Here is an 18,786-nt window from a genome sequence, read left to right as displayed (position 1 = left end):
CCGAGGACCCGTTTGCCATGAAGACCCGAGCGCTCAAACTGATAACAACCGCCACGTTCGCGCTGTTCACGCTCTGCGCGATCTCACCCGTCGGCCACGCGGCCGAGCCCACCGCCGCGCAACTCCAACCGACCATCGATGCCGCGATCAGGCCGCTGATGGCGAAGTACCATATCGCCGGCATGGCGGTCGGCGTGATCGACGACGGCAAGCCCTACGTCTACAACTATGGCGTCGCATCGACGCAAACCGGCAAGCCGGTCACACGCGATACGCTGTTCGAACTCGGCTCGGTCAGCAAGACCTTCACGGCGACGCTCGCGTCGTATGCGCAGCTCGACGGCAAGCTGTCGTTGTCGGACGGCACGGAACTCTATCTGCCGACGCTGCGCGGCCGCCCGTTCGGCAAGGTCAGCCTGCTGAACCTCGGCACGCACACACCTGGCGGCCTTCCGCTCCAGGTGCCGGATGACATCCATAACGACGCGCAATTGCTGCGGTACTTCCACGACTGGCAGCCCGCTCATGCGCCCGGCACGTTCCGCACCTACTCGAATCCCGGCATCGGCACGCTCGGCCTGATCACCGCGAAGACCATGGGACAGGATTTCACCGTGCTGATGCAGCAACGCGTGTTTCCTGCGCTCGGCATGAAGAACAGCTACATCGACGTTCCAGCGGCGAAAATGCCGGACTATGCGCAGGGCTATGCGAAAGACGGCGCGCCGGTCCGCCTGACGGGCGGCGTGATTTCCGCCGAAGCCTACGGGGTGAAGTCGACCGCCGCGGATATGCTGCGTTACGTGCAGGCCAACATGAACCTGATTCCGCTCGACAGTCAGTGGCAGCGCGCGATCACGGACACGCATACCGGCTACTTCCAGGCCGGGGTGCTGACCCAGGATCTGATGTGGGAGCAGTACCCGTATCCGGTCGCGTTGCCGACCTTGCTGGCCGGCAATTCGCCGGAGATGGTCCTCAACGGCACGCCGTCGACCGCAATCAAACCGCCGCTGCCGCCGCAGCAGAACGTCTGGATCAACAAGACCGGATCGACCAACGGGTTCGGTGCGTATGTTGCGTTCGTGCCGCAAAAACGCATCGGTATCGTAATGCTCGCCAATCGCAATTTCCCGAACGAAGCGCGCGTGAGCGCCGCGCATCAGATCCTCACGGCGCTGGATGGCGGCAAGCCCTGATACGGCGTGGACTTACGGGCGCAGCCGCGCACGCGCTGCGCCGGCGATCCGCGCGAGCGCATCCGCGCTCAGACGGGCCGCGATTTTCTCGACGTACGCATGATGCCGCGCTTCGAGCGGCGCACCGAGCTCCCGCGCGAGCAGATAGCGGATCAGCGCAATGCGCCGATGACGCAGCGCGATACTTTGATCGAGCAGCGCGAGCGCGGCACCGGCATCGCGCTCATCGCACGCGCGTGCCGTGAGAAGCGAGGTGGCCGCGCGTGCCGACGTCATGGCGAAATCAGCAAAGCGAACCGCGCGTCGCTCAGCACATCAACGGCTCGGCGGCGTCGAGCATGATCCTGACGAAGTAATCCGCGAAGCTGCGACGCACGACGATGTCGAAACTGTCGGCGCCCGTGGGCAGCAACGTGATCGACGCCTTGAAATAGTGGCTCTGCGCGCACTGCCCCAGGCCGAAAAGTTTCGGATGCAGATCGAGCGGACAGCCGCGCGCGAGCACGTCGCGCGTGCGCGTGCCGGTGATTTCAAGCACCGTATAGCCGCTGCCCACATCGACCGCCGATGCGAACACGCCCGCGAACGCCGCGCCGAGCTTCGCCTGCAACGGCGCCGTGCGCGTCGCATCGTGCGCGGTCTCCGAACGCACGAGCCATTCGTCCGGGCCGAGCCAGACCATGTCGTAGCCGTTGCCGCGCGCGACCGTGTTCGGCTTCTCCGGCGGCTTGCAGCCGATCACCTGTTCCACCGCGCGAATGAACGCCGCGTCGCGCGTATCGCCGCGCACGTTCACGAGTTCGAGAAATGGCCGCTCGCCGAGCCGGAACGCGGCAGTCGCGTTGGCCTGATGCTGTTTCAGCAGCCCATCCACACCGACCAGCGGCGACTCCTGCCACGCGCCGCTTTGCCGCCCGAGCGTGCGGTCCACGATGGACACCGTCCCGCCTGTTTCATTCCACATGTTGACGTGCTCCTTCGCTGTCGTAGAACACCGGACTCGCGATCTTCGCCGCGATCTGTTTGCCGCTCGCGAGCGGAATCGTGACGGTCGTGCCGATCTTGTCGAGACCGCCCTTGACGACCGCCATCGCGATCGAGCGTTGCAGAATCGGGCTGTAATAGCTCGACGTGACGTGCCCGAGCATCGGCGCGGTGTCGCCCTGGAACGGACCGGCGACGATCTGCGAGCCCTCGGGTATCACGAACGACGCATCCTCCGCGAGCAGCCCGACCAGTTGCTTACGTCCCGCCTTCGCGGTGTCCGAACGGGCGAGCGAGCGCTTGCCGAGAAAGTCCTTCGACTTCGCGACGAGCCCGCCCATGCCGAGGTCGTGCGGCGTCATCGAGCCGTCCGTATCCTGGCCGACGATGATGTAGCCCTTCTCCGCGCGCAGCACGTGCATCGTCTCGGTGCCGTACGGCGTGATGTTGAACTCCGCGCCCGCGGCCATCAACGCTTCCCACACCGCGCGTCCGACGTTGGCCGGCACGTTCACCTCATACGCGAGTTCGCCCGAGAAGCTGATGCGCATCACGCGCGCCGCCGCGCCCGCGACGGTGCCTTCACGATACGTCATGAACGGAAACGCCGGGTTCGCGAAGTCGATGTCGTCGCAGACCTTTTGCAGCACCTTGCGGCTCATCGGGCCGACTACCGCAAAAGTTGCCCAGTGATCGGTGACCGATGCGAGCCGCACGCGCAGATCGGGCCATTCGGTTTGCAGCCAGCGTTCGAGCCATGTGAGCACACGCGCCGCGCCGCCGGTGGTGGTCGTCATCATGTAGTGCTGCTCGGCGAGGCGCACGGTCACGCCGTCGTCGAAGATCATGCCGTTTTCGTCGAGCATCAGGCCGTAGCGGCACTTGCCGACTTCGAGCCTGGTCCACGGATTCGTGTACACCCAGTTCAACAGTTTCGCGGAATCGGGGCCCTGAATATCGATCTTGCCTAGCGTCGACGCATCGAGGATGCCGACGCTCGTGCGCACCGCGAGCGCTTCGCGCGCAACCGCCGCGTGCAGATCCTCGCCCGCTTTCGGGTAATACCACGGACGCTTCCAGTTGCCGACGTCCTCGAACGCCGCGCCGTGTTCCACGTGCCATTCGTGCACCGCCGTCTTGCGCACCGGATCGAGCAATTCGCCCAATTCCCGGCCGGCGAAAGTGCCGAACGTGACCGGGGTGTAGTTCGGCCGGAACGTCGTCGTGCCGGTCTCGGGAATGGTCTTACCGAGCGCCTGGGCGAGAATCGCCATGCCGTTGATGTTGCCGAGCTTGCCCTGGTCGGTGCCGAAGCCCATCGCGGTGTAGCGCTTCACGTGTTCGACGGATTCGAAGCCTTCGCGCGCCGCGAGGAAGATGTCGGCCGCCGCGACGTCGTTCTGGAAATCGACGAACTGCTTGGGCCCGCGCGTGGCCAACTCGCGTCCGCCCACGAGCCACAGCGGTTCCAGCTTCGTTTCGCTCAGTTCGGCGACCTGTACCGGCTTTGGCCGCGCGACGATGTGCCCGGCCGCGCGCGCCGCTTCGACGCCGACGTCGAGCGCGAAGCGGATGCCCTGGCCGAGCGTGAAGTCGCCCGCGCAGGCGCCGACGCTGGTCTCAGGCTGGACCGCCTTGCCCGGCACGAAGCAGGCCTTGTCGTCATGCCAATGGGCCTTGCCGCCCGACTGCGCGAACAGATGCAGCACTGGGCTCCAGCCACCCGACATCGCGAGCAGATCGCACGGCAGTTGGCCCTGCTGAGCGGTGATTTGCCCTTTCGCATACGAGGCGAGCGACACCGACGCGACGCGCAGCTTGCCATGCGCCGCCGTGACGACCGTGCCGTTCAGCACCTTGATGCCATGGCGGCGCGCGAGCGCCGGCAGCGTGCCCTTCGATTCGCCCGCGCGCGGATCGATGACGCTGACCTGCGCGCCGGCCGCTTTCAGGTCGAGCGCGCATTGATAGCCGTCGTCGTTGTTCGTGAACACGATCGCATTGCGACCCGGCAGTACCGCATACCGATGCAGATAGCTCGACACCGCCGACGCGAGCATCACGCCAGGCAGATCGTTGTTGCCGAACACGATCGGCCGTTCATGCGCGCCGGTCGCGAGAATCACGCGTTTGGCGCGGATCTTCCACAGCAGTTCGCGCGTGCCCTTGCGCTGCGACACGGACAGATGATCGGTCAGGCGCTGCGTGACCGTGACGAGATTGTGGTCCTGATAGCCGAACGCGGTGCTGCGGCTCAGGATCTTCACATCGGGCAACTGCCGCAATTCGTCCTCGATTTTCTGCACCCACAGCAGCGCGGGCTTGCCGTCGATCTCCGCGCCGCAGGACAGCAGCGAGCCGCCCAGCTCGGGCTGATCGTCGACGAGCGTCACGCGCGCGCCGGACAAGGCGGCCGCGTGCGCGGCCGCGAGCCCGGTCGGGCCGCCGCCGACCACCAGCACGTCGCAATGCGCGAAGCACTTGTCGTAGCGGTCCGCGTCGCGCTGTCGCGGCGCGGTGCCGAGGCCGGCCGCGTCGCGAATCGCTTCCTCGTACTTCGGCCAGAGTTTGCGCGGCCACATGAAGGTCTTGTAGTAGAAGCCCGCCGGAATGAAGCGCGCGATCTTCTGGTTGATCGCCATGCGGTCCTTCTCGATGCTCGGTTTCGCGTTCACGCTGCTCGCGACGAGCCCCTGGTACAACTCGACCTCGGTGGCGCGCGCGTTCGGCACCGTGTAGGCGCCGGTCTCCAGTTGCACGACCGCGTTCGGCTCCTCGACGCCCGCGGTCACGATGCCGCGCGGCCGATGATATTTCCAGCTACGCGCGACGAAATGCATGCCGTTCGCGAGCAATGCGGACGCGAGCGTATCGCCCTGATAACCCTGATACTCGACGCCGTTGAACGTGAAGCTCAGCGCGATCGCGCGATTGATGCGCCCGCCGGTCGGGAGTCGGTCTTTCTGGCTCATGATGCTTTTCCCTCTTGTGCCTTTACCTGTGCGTTTGCTGCCTGTGTATCGGTACTGTCCAGCGTCAGCAACGGACGCTCGAACGTCTGATAACCCTGGAACCCATAGCTGACGGTGTCGCGCTGCGCCTTGAACCAGCGGCGGCAGCCCTGCGTGTGGAACCATTGCTCGCGATGCACGCCGCGCGGGTTCTTGCGCATGAAAAGGTAGTCGCCCCATTCCTTGTCGGTGAGCTTGTCCGTGTCGAGCGGGCGGGCGATGTCCGCCTCGCCGCCGCACGAGAATTCGGTTTCGGCGCGGGGACCGCACCAGGGGCATTCGATCAGCAGCATCTGTGTCTCCTTGTCGACTAGTGGGCCACGGCGGCAGCGCCATGCTCATCGATCAGATGACCGGTATAGAACCGGTCCAGCGAAAACGGCGCGTTCAACGGATGGGGTTCGTCCTTCGCGATCGTGTGCGCATAGACCCATCCCGAGCCGGGCGTCGCCTTGAAGCCGCCCGTCCCCCAACCGCAGTTGAAATACAGTCCCTTCACATCGGTCTTGCTGATGATCGGGCACGCGTCCGGCGACACGTCGACGATGCCGCCCCACTGCCGGTTCATCCGCACGCGGGAAAACACCGGGAACATTTCGACGATCGCCTCGAGCGTGCCCTCGATGATCTGGAAGCTGCCGCGCTGCCCAAAGCCCGTGTACTGATCGACGCCCGCGCCGATCACGAGATCGCCCTTGTCGGACTGGCTGATATACGCGTGGACCGCATTCGACATCACGACCGTGTTGACGACCGGCTTGATCGGCTCCGACACCAGCGCCTGCAACGGATGGCTTTCGAGCGGCAGCCGCACGCCGGCCATGTCGGCGAGCGTCGACGTGTTGCCGGCCGCGACCACCGCGACCTTCTTCGCCTTGATGAAACCCTTGGTCGTGTCGACGCCCGTCACCTGGCTGCCGTCGCGGCGAATGCCGACGACCTGGCAGTTCTGCACGATGTCGACGCCGGCCTGATCGGCGCCGCGCGCGAAGCCCCACGCCACCGCATCGTGCCGGGCCACGCCGCCGCGCCGCTGGATCGATGCGCCGAGCACCGGGTAGCGGCTGTTCAGATTGATGGTCGGCTCGAGTTCCTTGATCTGCGCGGGCGTGAGAAATTCGGCGTCGACGCCGTTCAGGCGGTTCGCGTTGACGCGGCGTTCGGTGTCGCGCACGTCCTGCAGCGTATGCGCGAGATTCATCACGCCGCGCTGGCTGAACATCACGTTGTAGTTCAGATCCTGCGCGAGCCCTTCCCACAGCTTCATCGCCTTCTCGTAGAGCGCGGCGGATTCGTCCCACAGGTAGTTCGACCGCACGATCGTCGTATTGCGCGCGGTGTTGCCGCCGCCGATCCAGCCCTTCTCGAGCACCGCAACATTGCGCACGCCATGCTCCTTCGCGAGGTAGTACGCGGTCGCGAGACCGTGCCCGCCGCCGCCGACGATCACGACGTCGTATTCACGTTTAGGCTCGGGGCTGCGCCATTGCCGCTCCCAGTTCTCGTGATACGACATCCCGTTGCGTAGCAGGCTGAATATCGAATAGCGGCTCATCGTCGTTCCTTTGCGGTTTTGCAGATGCGGTGTAGCGGTTCAACACTCGATGACGTTCACGGCCAGTCCGCCGCGCGACGTCTCCTTGTATTTCGTCTTCATGTCGGCGCCGGTTTCGCGCATGGTGCGGATCACACTGTCGAGCGACACCACGTGCTTGCCGTCGCCCTTCATCGCGAGGCGGGCCGCGTTGATCGCCTTGATCGCGCCCATCGCGTTGCGCTCGATGCACGGAATCTGCACCAGCCCGCCGACCGGATCGCAGGTCATGCCGAGGTTGTGTTCCATGCCGATTTCGGCGGCGTTCTCGACCTGGGTGGGCGTGCCGCCCATCACGGCCGCGAGCGCCGCGGCGGCCATCGAGCAGGCCACGCCCACTTCGCCCTGGCAGCCCACCTCGGCGCCGGAGATCGACGCCGTTTCCTTGTAGATGATGCCGATCGCCGCGGCGGTCAGCAGGAAGTCGACGATGCCGGCGTCGTTCGCCGCATGCATGAATTTCACGTAGTAGTGCAGCACTGCCGGGATCACGCCGGCCGCGCCATTGGTCGGCGCGGTGACGACCCGGCCGCCCGCGGCGTTCTCCTCGTTGACGGCCATCGCGTACAGGTTGACCCAGTCGAGCATCGACAGCGGGTCGCGCAGCGATTCCTCCGAGCGTGCGCGCAAGCGCTCGCGCAGCTCGGCCGCGCGACGCTTCACGTGCATCGGGCCGGGCAACTCGCCGCGCGCCTTGCAACCGCGCTCGACACACGCGGCCATCGTGCGCCAGATCGCCAGCAGGCCCTCGCGCACTTCGGGCTCGGGCCGGGTCGCGCATTCGTTGCGCAACGTCACTTCGGCGATGGACAGGCCGCTTTCGCGGCACACGCGCATCAGATCGTCGCCGGTGCGAAACGGATACGGCACCTCCGCGTTGGCGCGCCGGCCGTTCACGCGGTCGCCGTCGCGATTGACGACGAAGCCGCCGCCGATCGAGAAGTACTCTTTTTCGACGAGCAGTTGACCGTTCTCGTCGAAGGCCTGGAAGCGCATGCCGTTCGGATGCACGACGCCCGAGCCCGGCGCGCCCGGCATCAGCTTGCGCAAGAAGCCGACATGTTCGCGCTCGTCGAACGCGACCGGATGCTTGCCGAGCAGCACGAGCTGGCGGGTCTCGCGGATCGCGCGCAGCCGCGGCTCGATCAGCTCAGGATCGAGCCTGTCGGGCAGATTGCCTTCGAGGCCGAGCAGCACCGCCTTGTCGGTGCCGTGGCCCTTGCCGGTCGCGCCGAGCGAGCCGAACAGCTCGGCTCTGACGCGCCGCACGAAGCCGAGCAGATTCGCGTCCTCGATGTGCGATGCGAAGCGGCATGCGGCGATCATCGGCCCGACCGTGTGCGAGCTGGATGGACCGATGCCGATCTTGAACAGATCGAAGACGCTGACGTTCATGGCTTGCCTTGTGCGTTGTGTCTTGCGTGTTGCGATGGCCGGAAGCGCTTCGACTCGACTCATGCGCCCGGATGGAATGTGCGTCTATTGCACCGCACGCCGGGCCGGATCGATAGAATAAAAACGGCATCGCAATGGGATGGCGTCGTCAAGTGAGCCGCCACGCGGGTCTCCCGGCGCATTTGCGATGACTTGGGACGCATTTGCGACAGGCGGCCCGATTGCGGCCGGCAATGCTGAAGGTCCGTGGTGCTATCCTCGGCTTCACCGTTTCGGTCAACGTCCGTTCCTCTTTCGCCGTTCTTTTCACCGACCCGCCGCGCGCATGAATTCCGCTGAAACGCTTGCCCCTCCCTCACTCGACACAGCTACGAAGCAGCGCATCCGCTTCGGCATCATCCTGCTGCCGAACTTCACGCTGACCGCATTCTCGGGTTTCGTCGACCTGCTGCGCCTGTCCGCCGACGAAGGCGACTTCAGCAAGCCGGTGCGCTGTTCGTGGAGCGTGATCGGGGAAACCCTGGCCCCGGTGCGGGCGAGTTGCGGCATCCAGATCACGCCGTGGGAAACCTTCGAGACCGCCGGGAAGTTCGACTACGTGGTGGTGGTCGGCGGACTGCTGCACTCGGGGCCGGCCGCGAGCGAGGCGACGCTCGCGTTCATCCGCCGCGCCGCCGCCCGCGACACGACGCTGGTCGGCATGTGCACCGGCGTGTTCTCGCTGATGCGCGCGGGCGTGCTCGACGGCCATCGGATCTGCGTGAGCTGGTTTCACTACTGGGATTTCATCGAGCGCTTTCCGTCGGTCGACGAACAGATGCTGGTCGCCGACCGGCTGTTCGTGATCGACCGGCGGCGCATCACCTGTTCCGGCGGCCGCGCGTCGATCGACGTCGCCGCCGCGATCCTGCTGCGTCATTTCGAAACGGCGACGGTGCAGAAGGCGCTGCGCATCCTGCTCGTCGACGACCTGCAGAAAGGCAACGCGCCGCAGCCTCATCCCCCCGGTCTCGCGCCGGCCTCGCATCCAAAGGTCAAGCGCGCGATCCTGCTGATGGAGCAGCACGTGGGCCGCGCGCTGCCGCTCGACGAACTGGCGGGCAAGCTCGATCTGTCGCCGCGTCAGCTCGAACGGCTGTTCAAGGCGCAGACCGGCAAGGCGCCGCAAGCCTACGCGAAGCAGGTGCGCCTGCGCACCGCCGCGTGGTTGTTGACGAGCTCAGACAAAACCGTCGCCGATATCGCGTCGAGTTGCGGCTTTTCGGACGCCTCGCACCTGGGACGGGAATTTCGCAAACAGTTCGGCGTGCCGCCGATGATGTATCGCGAGCAGCGCGGCACGGCGGAGCAAGCCGACGACGGCGCGTGCTACGACGAAACGTTTCCGGGCCGCGCGCAGGCGATCTGAATCCGCGCGGCCTGCGAGGCCGCGGCACCCGCTACTCCGCCATGCGCCGCTCGACGCTCGGCGCATGTCCGAACTGCGCGCGATAGGCCTTGCTGAAATGACACGGCGAATGAAAACCGCACGCCATGGTCACGCGCGCGATCGACGCGTCGGTATTGCGCAGCAGATCGCGCGCGCGGCGCAGCCGCAAGCTCAGGTAGTAATGCGTCGGCGACACGTTCAGGAATAGCTTGAACATCCGTTGCAAATGACGCTGCGACAGGTTGACGAGCCGGGCGAGTTCGTCGAGCGATAGCGGCTCCTCGATGTTCGCTTCCATCAGCCGCACCACTTCGATCAGTTCGGTGCGCGACAGGCCGACCCGCGCGTCGACCGGAATGTGCTGGTAATCGGTCGAGCCGCGAATCCGCTCGACGATGAATTGCTCGGACACCTGCGCGGCCACCGCGGCCCCCAGCCGCATGCCCACCAGATGCAGCATCAGATCGAGCGGCGCGGTTCCGCCGGTGCAGGTCAGCCGGTCGCGGTCGATCACGAACAGTTCGTCGTCGAAATGCACGTGCGGATAGCGCTGGTGCAACGGCGACATGTCCTCCCAATGCACGGTCGCGCGATAGCCGTCGAGCAGCCCGGCCGCGAGCAGCGCATACGGACCCGTGCAGATGCCGCCGAGCGGCACGCGGTGCGCGGCCGCCTCGCGCAGCAGCGCGATCACCGCGTCATTGACATACTCGCGCACGTGCCAGCCCGCGCACACGAACAGCAGGTCCGGCATGCCGGCCTCGGCGAGCGTGGTGGTCGGTTTCACCGTGATGCCGTTGCTCGCGCGCGCCGGCTCGCCGTCCGGCGTGATCACCGACCACCGGTAGTGCTGCGCGCGGCCCACGTAGTTCGCCATGCGCAGCACCTCGACTGCGCTCGTGAACGCGATCATCGAGAAGTTCGGCAGCGTCAGGAAGCCGACGTGCGCGACGGCGCACAGCCGCGCATCGGCTTCGGCGGAGGCGATTGCGTCGCGCTTCATGGAGGTATCGAATCAGGCCATCAACCGTGTTGCGCCGCCGGCTCGCGGCGCACTTTCATCGCATTGCGCAAACCGGCGAGCAAGGGGGCGCGTACCTTGCCCGGCGCCCGGCCGAAGCTCTCGGTGATGCGGTCCAGAATGATCGCCAGCATCACGACCGACATGCCGCTTTCGAAGCCGAGTCCGATATCGAGCCGCTGGATGCTCGCGAGCACGTCGTTACCGAGGCCGCCCGCACCGACCATCGACGCGATGATCACCATCGACAGCGCCATCATGATGGTCTGGTTCACGCCGGTCATGATCGACGGCAGCGCGTTCGGAAACTGCACCTTGTACAGCAGTTGCCACGGCGTGCAGCCGAACGCCTGTCCCGCTTCGACGATTTCGCGATTCACGTGCTTGATGCCGAGCGCGGTCAGACGCACCGCGGGCGGCATCGCGAAGATCACCGTCGACAGGATGCCCGGCACGCGGCCGAGGCCGAACAGCATCGCGGCCGGAATCAGGTAGACGAACGCGGGCATCGTCTGCATCAGATCGAGCACCGGGCGCACGATCATTTCGACGGCGCGGCTCTTCGCCATCCAGATGCCGAGCGGCACGCCGAGCACGAGACTGATCACCGTCGATGACAGCGTGAGGCCGAGCGTGATCACCATCTGATCCCAGAAGCCGGTGCCGTAGATCAGCAGCAGCGCCGCCAGCGTGAACAGCGCGAAGCGCCAGCCGACGCGCCACAAGCCGATGCCGACGAAAAACGCCATCAGCGCCCACATCGGCACGGCCTGCAAACCGTGCTCGACCGCCGCGGCGAAACTCTCGATGACCTTGCCGATTGTGTCGAAGGTCTGCGCATCATGATCGAGCAGGTAGTGAACGCCGCGATCGACCCAGGCGCCAAGTGGAATGACTTCAGACATGGGAACCTCGATGGCGCGTGAGAACGTTCAGCACGTTCGTCTTGTTGACCGAACCGCAGTAGGAGCCGTCCGCTTCGACGACCGGCAGCGGCGCGCGGCTCGCCACCACGCGCGCGACCACGTCGTCGAGCGGCGTGCTCCGGCGGATGCATTCGATCTGGTTGAGCTTCGGCGACGCGCTGCCCGTCGCATCGCGGCATACGAAGCCGCGAATCCGGCGCTCGCTATCGAGCACGAACGCGTAGTCGGCGCTGCCGTTGAGCGTCGCGGCGACACTCGACGCGTCGATCTGCGGCGCGTGCATCAGCGGCACGTCGTCGGTCTGCATCAGATCGCCGGCCGTCAGATAGCGGCTCGTGTCGATGCCTTCGAAGAACGCTCGCACGTAGTCGTCGGCCGGGTTCTTGATGATTTCCCGCGGCGTGCCGATCTGCACGACACGGCCACCTTCCATGATCGCGATGCGCGTGCCGATGCGCATCGCCTCCTCGAGATCGTGCGACACGAACAGGATCGTGCGCTGCTGCTCGCGTTGCAGATCGAGCAGTACGTTCTGCATCTCCTTGCGCTTGAGCGGGTCGAGCGCGGAGAACGCCTCGTCCATGATCATCAGCGACGGGTTGACCGCGAGCGCGCGCGCGAGCCCGACGCGCTGCTGCATGCCGCCCGACAACTCGGCCGGCAGTTTCTGCGCGAACGGTGCAAGGCCGACCTGTTCGAGCACCGTCAGCGCCCGCGCCTCGCGCTCCTTACGGCCGACGCCCGCGACTTCGAGGCCGAACGCCGCGTTGGCCAGCACGTTGCGCTGCGGCATCAGCGCGAAGGACTGGAACACCATGCTCATGTCCTTGCGGCGCAACGCGGTCAGCTCGGCGCGCGGCACGCCCGCGACATCGCGGCCGTCGATCAGCACTTTGCCGGCGCTGGGCTCGACGAGCCGATTGATCAGGCGAATCAGCGTCGACTTGCCCGAGCCGGACAGGCCCATCAGCACGAAGATCTCGCCCTCGCGAACCTCGAACGACGCGTTGTGGACGCCGACGATCTGACCGGTGCGGGCAAACACCTCTTCTTTCGTGGCGCCGCTGGCCAGCATCGCGAGCGCCTGTTTCGGGTTGCTGCCGAACACCTTGCATAGCCCTTCGACCACGACCTTGGGGGAATTCATCGAGTGCTCTCCTCGCTTGCGGACGTCCGTCCGCGCTGTGCCTACATAGTTGCCAGAAAAAAGTGCGGCTAACCGACTAATTCCGACAACCACATGAGGAAATGCGACACCCGGCCATGCCGTGGACGCTCGGGCGCGGCGAGCAAACCCTTGTGGGACAAAGGATTGACGCGGGTTGGCCCGCGCGCGGAGCGTGTCGCGACATAGCAAGCGGCGCTCCCGGACAGCGGCGACCGCGAGGCGCCTGAGAGGCGCCGGGTTCAGGAAATCGACACGCCCAGCAAGCGCCCGACGCCGAACGTGAACCCTGCCGCGATGAGCCCGATGACGATCTGGCGCAGCGCCGAAAACCCCGCGCTACGTCCGTTGAACAACGACGTGAACACGCCGATCGACGCGAGCGCCAGCATGCTCAGCACGACACACTGCACGATTGCGCTGACGCCGCGCGTCCACAGGAACGGCATCACCGGGAAAATCGCGCCGAGCGAGAACAAGCAGAACGACACACCCGCCGCCGACCACGGATTGCCGCCCAGTTCCGCCGGATCGAGACCGAGCTCCTCTCGCGTGAGGGTGTCGAGCGCCTTGTCCTTGTCGCGCATCATCTGCGAGGCCACGCGTTTCGCCTCGTTCGCATCGAGCCCTTTCGCGCGGTAGATCAGCGCGAGTTCGTGCTCCTCCGCTTCGGGCTGTTCTTCGATCTCCTCGGCTTCCTTGGCGATCTGCGTGCTCGCGAGTTCGCGCGCATTGGTGACCGACAGCCATTCGCCGAGCGCCATCGAACAGGCACCGGCGATCAGCCCGGCGAGGCCGGTCAACAGGATCGCCTGGTTGCCGGTGCCCGCGCCGGCAACGCCCATGATCAGGCAGAAGTTGGACACGAGGCCATCGTTCGCGCCGAGAACCGCCGCGCGCAGATCGTTGCCCGACGCGGCGCCCTTGTGCCACGACTCGGCCGCGGCAATGCGCGCGCCGGACGACAGGTTGGCATTGCCGGTGCTCGCGAGCGTCTGCACGACTGCCGCGTGATGATGTTCGTCGGCCGACATGTGGCCCGCGTCGCGTTGGCCCTGATATTTGTTGCGGTCCGCGTATTCGGCTGCGGCGAGCGTCGGCAGCACGAAGTCCGCGCCGCACACGCGCACGAGCCCCTTCATCAGACGAGTCTTGACCGCATGGCCACGGCCCTTCGGCTCGATGCCATTGGCTCTGAGCTTGTCGGCCCACACTTGCGCGTGGCTGTGTTCGGATTGCGCGAGATCCTGATAAACCTGCTTGCGGGTCTCGTCTTTCTCGACCTGCGCGAGCGTCTCATAGAGGGCCGCACTGTGCAGTTCGTCGGAGAGATTCGCCTTGTAGCGTTTCACTTCATGTTTCGTTGCCATGATCGCGCCTCGCAACTGCCCGGCGCCTCATCAACGATGAATGCCACGCCGGGCGTCCGCCTGTCCGTTACTGGCTGGCAGGCGCACCAACGCCGGCCTTCTTCTGGGCTGCCTGCAACTTGTCCGGATAGTTCGGATCGTTCTGCGCCGGCTGGTAGCCCGCGTCTTCGAGTTTCTTCAGTTCGGCGTTCTTTTTCGCGCGGGCCTGTTTGCGCTCTGCCTTCCGCTCGGCCTTGGTCGGCTTTGGGGTGGTCGTCGTCGCGCCTTCCTGGGCTGCGGCATCCGTCGAGCCCTGCGCGAGCGCGAGCGGAATCGTACCGGCCATCAGTGCGACGGCCGAAACACCCACCATGATTCGTTTAATGGCGAAGCTCTTCATCACTGATATCCCCTGAAAAAATTGGCAATAACGTACGAGTTGCGTCTGCGAATCGTGAACCACACGCCGGGTCGCGCAGCCTCCACGCGAACCCGTCAACGGGAGCTTACAGCCAAATAGCGGGAGGCGGGTCGGGAGCGTGGACGACCCCTGCGGCCTCGTTTTCAGAATTCTCCGCGTTTTGTTGAGATTGACTCATGAACAATAGTGGCGCGGATCGATTTCATCATCTACTCGGACCGTCGCTTCGTTCCACTCTTTCCGCCGATCGTGCTCTGTCTATGAAACGCATCCCTGCGCGTGTCGCATTGTTCGCGGGTCTCATCGCCGTGCTTTATCTCGGCCTGTTCGACCATACTCCGCAAGGAGGCGAGTGTCGCCATTCGGCACCTGCCCACGGCCTGTACACGGCAGAGCTTTGCCTATTGCGATGGATTCCGGGCCGCGGTGGAAGCCCTGAATATGTCGGCAGGCTATTCGATGCAAAAACTGGGAAGCTGCTTGCACTGCGCACGTTCAGCACGCCTGTCCCCGACCTTTTCTGGTCAACGGGTCTGCGATACTCGCTGAATCCGTATTCGCCGCCCCGTTATCTCGGTCCGTCCGTCGAATTTTCCCGCGGAGATGGCGGTGAAGGAGATTCGAGTATTTCGTTACCTCCGTCGTTCTGGGACAAACTAGCCGCCGCGCGCCCGCGCTTATAGTCGGCTGCGTCGTATGCCGGTGCCTGTGTCTCACCGTGCTGGAATCAAGGCGCACGCACTTCCTTCCGCGATTCAGTTTTTTGGCATGTCCGCGCCGTCAGGAGTATCGTTTAACCGCGCCGGAAGCGCCAACACCACCACTCCTCTACAAGACAGACGCTTCCCAGAGTCCAGACCTGCTCGACAAAGCGCGAAGTTTCTAACATGCAACGAAGCGACATCAACTTATCGAGGATGGTGAATCCGTGAAAACAGTCAATCTTTTGAAGGCGCTCGGTATGGCATTGTGCGTGGCAACTGCATCCAGCGCCTATGCCCAGGCAAGCGACGCGCAAGCGCCCGCCGCCACGGCAGCCGCGCCGGCCACGACCGCCCAATCGACGCGTGCGGCGGATCGCAAGCTCGGCCGCGACGTGCGGCGCGCGCTCGGTAAAGCACCGGGCTTCAATGTATCGAACGTGTTCGTGCGGGCGCGCGGCGGCGCGGTGACGTTGACCGGCTCGGTGCCTCAGGGCGACATGATCCAGCAGGCCGGCGATGTTGCGAAAGGCGTGCCGGGCGTGACCTCGGTGACCAACAGGCTCACCCTGGGCCTGCCATCCCGCGGGAGTGGCGGGAGCTGAGCACAAGCTGGACGCAACTCAGCGCCGCACCAAGCCCACCACGTATCTGCAAACCTCGGTGCCCGCATTGAAGAACTCGCATTCGACCGGCGCACCGAGTTGCAAACAATCCCCCGCTTCGAGCCGGTGCGTCAGCGCGCCCTCGCGAAACGTCAGCACCCCTTGCGTGACCCAGATCTGCTGATGCTGAAACACGAATGCATCCGACGGATAAGGCACCCTCACCCCAGTCGGCAATTCGATTTCGAGCAGTTCCAGCACGCCGCCGGTCGGCGGTGAAATACGCCGCCGCGTATAGCCGGTTTCGGGGTCCTCCCACAGCGACTGGTCCGCATGACGCACGAGCCGCTCGCCGGTCTGCTCGGCGAGTGCGAGCAACGTGGACAGCGTCAGCCCGAACGCGCCCGACAGCCGCCCGAGCACCGTCGCGGTCGGACTCGCCTCGCCACGCTCGATCTTGCTGATCATCGCCTTCGATACACCCGAGCGCTCGGCCAGCTCGGCGAGCGACCAGTTGCGTGCCTCACGCTCGGTCCTCACGCGTGCGGAGATCGCCTGGGTCAGATCGATGGCGGAAGTTTCGGACATGGCGGGGTCGTCGTTGCGCAAGTGGGGGGCACCTTATCCTCAAAGACCTTCCGACAACCGGCCTTGGTCAAGGCCTCTTGTTGCAACTCAAGGTTCTGATCCTGCGCCGAGACACGGGGGTAGCCGATGATCGTGGCGTGACAGTGCCGATTGACGAGTTCGTTGCCGCCGGCGGCCGAGATAGTTGCCTTCAGTTCCGTTAACTCCATCCGCTCGGTCATTGCTTCATTCCATCGTCCTTGCGGTCTTCATCTTCGGCATCCTGGCACGCGGCAGGCAGTTGTTTCAGTAGCTCTGGTAGCGCCGTTTGCACTGCAAGCATCGGTTGCGGCTTGCTGCATGTGGTCGAGGTAGTCCGGCAAGCGGTTCTCGTTCATACCGGCTGCGCCTGCGCAAGCACCTTGGCCCGGAACTTCTGCGGCAGGTCGGCCGGGGTCAGCAGATCGACGTGGACGCCGAGTAGCGCTTCCGGTTCATCCTGCAACCCCCCAAGGTCGAACAGCGTCGCCCCGGGCAGCGCATCCACCAGCAGATCGAGGTCGCTGCCGTCCCGGTCGGTGCCGTGCAGCACCGAGCCGAACACGCGCGGGTTCGCTGCGCGGAAGCGACTCGTCGCTTCGCGCACTACGCTGCGCTTCATGTCGAGAACAATGGACGGTCGCATGGGCATCCTTTCTTATCGAAACTCATCGAGACGATAAGCGATTGAGTCGAGACTCGCAATGCCTTCACCTCCCGTGCCATGCCGGTTGCGTTGGCGGGCTTGCTGCCCCGGCACGGCCTACGCCAAGCAGATTACCTTTGACGCAGCAGCGCCAGGATCAGCGCCGACCAGTTCCGGCCGCTACGACCACCGCAACCGGCACAGCCAGCCAACCATGTCTTGCATAGTGATTTTTCGTCCACTATATTAAACGAAGCGCCATCGCCCGAACCCGCTCGTCAGCCGGAACACACCATGCCGAAGGAAATCGTTCTCAACGCGTTCGACATGAACTGCGTAGGCCACATCCAGCAAGGGCTGTGGACCCATCCGCGCGATCAGTCCACGCGCTACACGGATCTGCAGTACTGGACCGACTACGCGCGCAAGCTCGAAGCGGGCCTGTTCGACGGCATCTTTTTCGCGGACGTGGTCGGCGTGTACGACGTCTACGGCGGCAGCCCGGACGCGGCAATCGGCGGCGCCGTGCAGGTGCCGGTCAACGATCCGACGCTGCTGATTCCGGCGATGGCCGCGCTCACGCGGCATCTGTCGTTCGGCGTCACGTCGAATCTGTCGGTCGAGCAGCCGTTTCTGTTCGCGCGCCGCATGTCGACGCTCGATCATCTGACGCGCGGCCGGGTCGGCTGGAACATCGTGACCGGCTATCTGGACAGCGCATCGCGCGCGATCGGCCTGAGCGGCCAGATGGCGCACGACGACCGCTACGATCTCGCCGACGAGTACATGGAGCTCGTGTACAAGCTGTGGGAATGCAGCTGGGAAGACGGCGCGGTGCTGCGCAACAAGGCGCGCGGCGTCTATGCGGACGCGTCGAAAGTCCACGTGATCCATCACCACGGCAAGCAGTACCGCGTCGATGCGATGCATCTCGCGGAGCCGTCGCCGCAGCGCACGCCGGTGCTGTATCAGGCCGGTTCGTCCGCGCGCGGCAAACAGTTCGCGGCGGCACACGCGGAGTGCGTGTTCGTCAACGGCCAGGCGAAGCCGGCGGTCAAGACGATCGTCGACGACATCCGCGCGCACGCGGTCGCCGGCGGCCGCCGCGCCGACGACATCAAGGTACTGCTAGGCCAGACCGTGATCACGGGCCGCACCGATCAGGAAGCGCGGGAGAAATTCGAGGAGTACCGCCGCTATGTGAGCTCGGAGGCGGCGCTGGTGCATGCGGCCGCATCGCTTGGCATCGACTTCGCGCGCTACGACCTCGACGAGCCGATCAAAACGGGCAAGAGCCAGGCGATCGTGTCGAACGTCGAAGCGATGACGCGCGCGGCCGGTCCGCAATGGACGAAGCGCAAGCTGCTCGAACAGATGGTGCTCGGCAGCCGCCAGCAGCCGCTCGTCGGTTCGGCCGACAAAATCGCCAACGATCTGATCGCGTGGACCGAGGAAACCGGCGTCGATGGCTTCAATCTGTCGCGCACCGTCGTGCCCGAGTGCTTCGACAATTTCATCGAACTGGTCGTGCCGCTGCTGCAGGAACGTGGCGCGTACAAGCGCGCGTATCGTGACGGCACGCTGCGCGAAAAGCTGTTCGGCCACGCGCGGCTGCCTGAGAGCCACACAGCGGCGCGCTTCCGTTCGCCGGCTTGCGCGGCGGCGCCGGACGACGAGCCTCGCGGCTAACTCGACCACCGTTGTTTTGGCGAACCCGACTTCCAGCAGAGGCCC

The 18,786-nt window shown here is 65.2% G+C and carries 18 protein-coding genes and 1 pseudogene; 5 read left to right on the top strand and 14 right to left on the bottom strand.

Annotated elements, in window-relative coordinates; all coding sequences use genetic code 11:
* Positions 1-17: 17 nt before the first annotated feature.
* Entirely contained in the window at positions 18-1,199 is a 1,182-nt protein-coding gene (ampC, locus tag HDG33_RS31035; RefSeq protein ID WP_184038337.1) for a class C beta-lactamase, read from the top strand.
* A 12-nt stretch (positions 1,200-1,211) separates the two neighbouring features.
* On the opposite strand, the gene HDG33_RS31030 is transcribed toward ampC, so the two are convergent.
* Genes HDG33_RS31030 through HDG33_RS31005 form a run of 6 tightly spaced genes read right to left on the bottom strand, consistent with a single transcriptional unit; the run spans position 1,212 to position 8,183 of the window.
* Positions 1,212-1,475 carry a hypothetical protein gene (locus HDG33_RS31030; protein ID WP_018425089.1) on the bottom strand — a complete coding sequence of 88 codons (264 nt, stop codon included), beginning with the start codon at positions 1,473-1,475 and terminating at the stop codon, positions 1,212-1,214.
* Between the two features lie 31 nt (positions 1,476-1,506).
* Positions 1,507-2,163 carry a sarcosine oxidase subunit gamma gene (locus HDG33_RS31025; RefSeq protein WP_184038334.1) on the bottom strand — a complete coding sequence of 219 codons (657 nt, stop codon included), beginning with the start codon at positions 2,161-2,163 and terminating at the stop codon, positions 1,507-1,509.
* Positions 2,153-5,155: a sarcosine oxidase subunit alpha family protein gene (locus HDG33_RS31020; protein WP_184038329.1), complete on the bottom strand. Its 3,003-nt coding sequence runs from the start codon at positions 5,153-5,155 to the stop codon at positions 2,153-2,155. Before HDG33_RS31020 ends, HDG33_RS31025 begins: the two co-directional genes overlap by 11 nt.
* Entirely contained in the window at positions 5,152-5,487 is a 336-nt protein-coding gene (locus tag HDG33_RS31015; RefSeq protein WP_184038326.1) for a sarcosine oxidase subunit delta, read from the bottom strand. The genes HDG33_RS31020 and HDG33_RS31015 overlap by 4 nt, the downstream gene beginning before the upstream one ends.
* Before the next feature lie 17 nt (positions 5,488-5,504).
* Positions 5,505-6,749 (bottom strand): sarcosine oxidase subunit beta family protein, encoded by a 1,245-nt coding sequence (locus tag HDG33_RS31010; protein WP_184010042.1) that lies wholly within the window; start codon positions 6,747-6,749, stop codon positions 5,505-5,507.
* Between the two features lie 39 nt (positions 6,750-6,788).
* Complete coding sequence (locus HDG33_RS31005; RefSeq protein WP_184038323.1) at positions 6,789-8,183, bottom strand: L-serine ammonia-lyase; 1,395 nt, start codon at positions 8,181-8,183, stop codon at positions 6,789-6,791.
* A 325-nt stretch (positions 8,184-8,508) separates the two neighbouring features.
* Between HDG33_RS31005 and HDG33_RS31000 the strand changes: the two genes are divergently transcribed.
* On the top strand, positions 8,509-9,591 hold the full coding sequence (locus HDG33_RS31000) for a GlxA family transcriptional regulator (protein WP_184038320.1): 1,083 nt from the start codon (positions 8,509-8,511) through the stop codon (positions 9,589-9,591).
* 31 nt (positions 9,592-9,622) lie between these two features.
* Here the strand turns inward: HDG33_RS31000 and HDG33_RS30995 are convergent, their stop codons facing one another.
* The 5 genes from HDG33_RS30995 to HDG33_RS30975 all read right to left on the bottom strand — a co-directional run bounded on the left by HDG33_RS30995 (position 9,623) and on the right by HDG33_RS30975 (position 14,473).
* Positions 9,623-10,615, bottom strand: a complete 993-nt coding sequence (locus tag HDG33_RS30995; RefSeq protein WP_184038317.1) for a GlxA family transcriptional regulator — start codon at positions 10,613-10,615, stop codon at positions 9,623-9,625.
* A 20-nt stretch (positions 10,616-10,635) separates the two neighbouring features.
* On the bottom strand, positions 10,636-11,538 hold the full coding sequence (gene choW / locus HDG33_RS30990; RefSeq protein ID WP_184038314.1) for a choline ABC transporter permease subunit: 903 nt from the start codon (positions 11,536-11,538) through the stop codon (positions 10,636-10,638).
* On the bottom strand, positions 11,531-12,706 hold the full coding sequence (locus HDG33_RS30985; RefSeq protein ID WP_184038311.1) for a glycine betaine/L-proline ABC transporter ATP-binding protein: 1,176 nt from the start codon (positions 12,704-12,706) through the stop codon (positions 11,531-11,533). The genes choW and HDG33_RS30985 overlap by 8 nt, the downstream gene beginning before the upstream one ends.
* Positions 12,707-12,966: 260 nt before the next feature.
* Positions 12,967-14,094, bottom strand: a complete 1,128-nt coding sequence (locus HDG33_RS30980) for a VIT1/CCC1 transporter family protein (RefSeq protein WP_184038308.1) — start codon at positions 14,092-14,094, stop codon at positions 12,967-12,969.
* A 67-nt stretch (positions 14,095-14,161) separates the two neighbouring features.
* On the bottom strand, positions 14,162-14,473 hold the full coding sequence (locus HDG33_RS30975) for a hypothetical protein (protein WP_184038306.1): 312 nt from the start codon (positions 14,471-14,473) through the stop codon (positions 14,162-14,164).
* 281 nt (positions 14,474-14,754) lie between these two features.
* On the opposite strand from HDG33_RS30975, the gene HDG33_RS30970 reads away from it, so the two are divergent.
* Positions 14,755-15,177 (top strand): hypothetical protein, encoded by a 423-nt coding sequence (locus HDG33_RS30970; RefSeq protein ID WP_184038303.1) that lies wholly within the window; start codon positions 14,755-14,757, stop codon positions 15,175-15,177.
* Between the two features lie 245 nt (positions 15,178-15,422).
* Positions 15,423-15,800, top strand: coding sequence for a BON domain-containing protein (locus HDG33_RS30965; RefSeq protein ID WP_184038300.1), 378 nt, complete (start codon positions 15,423-15,425; stop codon positions 15,798-15,800).
* An 18-nt stretch (positions 15,801-15,818) separates the two neighbouring features.
* On the opposite strand, the gene HDG33_RS30960 is transcribed toward HDG33_RS30965, so the two are convergent.
* From HDG33_RS30960 to HDG33_RS30950, 3 genes and pseudogenes are all read right to left on the bottom strand, one after another.
* Positions 15,819-16,388 (bottom strand): XRE family transcriptional regulator, encoded by a 570-nt coding sequence (locus tag HDG33_RS30960; protein WP_184038297.1) that lies wholly within the window; start codon positions 16,386-16,388, stop codon positions 15,819-15,821.
* Positions 16,389-16,402: 14 nt separating this feature from the next.
* Positions 16,403-16,519, bottom strand: a pseudogene (locus HDG33_RS37745) (recombinase family protein); the annotation flags it as partial.
* A gap of 242 nt (positions 16,520-16,761) precedes the next feature.
* Positions 16,762-17,052 carry a nucleotidyltransferase family protein gene (locus tag HDG33_RS30950; RefSeq protein ID WP_184038294.1) on the bottom strand — a complete coding sequence of 97 codons (291 nt, stop codon included), beginning with the start codon at positions 17,050-17,052 and terminating at the stop codon, positions 16,762-16,764.
* Positions 17,053-17,346: 294 nt separating this feature from the next.
* On the opposite strand from HDG33_RS30950, the gene HDG33_RS30945 reads away from it, so the two are divergent.
* Positions 17,347-18,741 (top strand): LLM class flavin-dependent oxidoreductase, encoded by a 1,395-nt coding sequence (locus HDG33_RS30945; protein WP_184038291.1) that lies wholly within the window; start codon positions 17,347-17,349, stop codon positions 18,739-18,741.
* The last annotated feature ends 45 nt before the right edge of the window (positions 18,742-18,786 follow it).

Source organism: Paraburkholderia sp. Cpub6, from assembly GCF_014201065.1.
GTDB classification, from domain to species: domain Bacteria; phylum Pseudomonadota; class Gammaproteobacteria; order Burkholderiales; family Burkholderiaceae; genus Paraburkholderia; species Paraburkholderia tuberum.
Note: the sequence above shows the minus strand (reverse complement) of the source record. Positions and strands in the feature narration are given on the sequence as shown.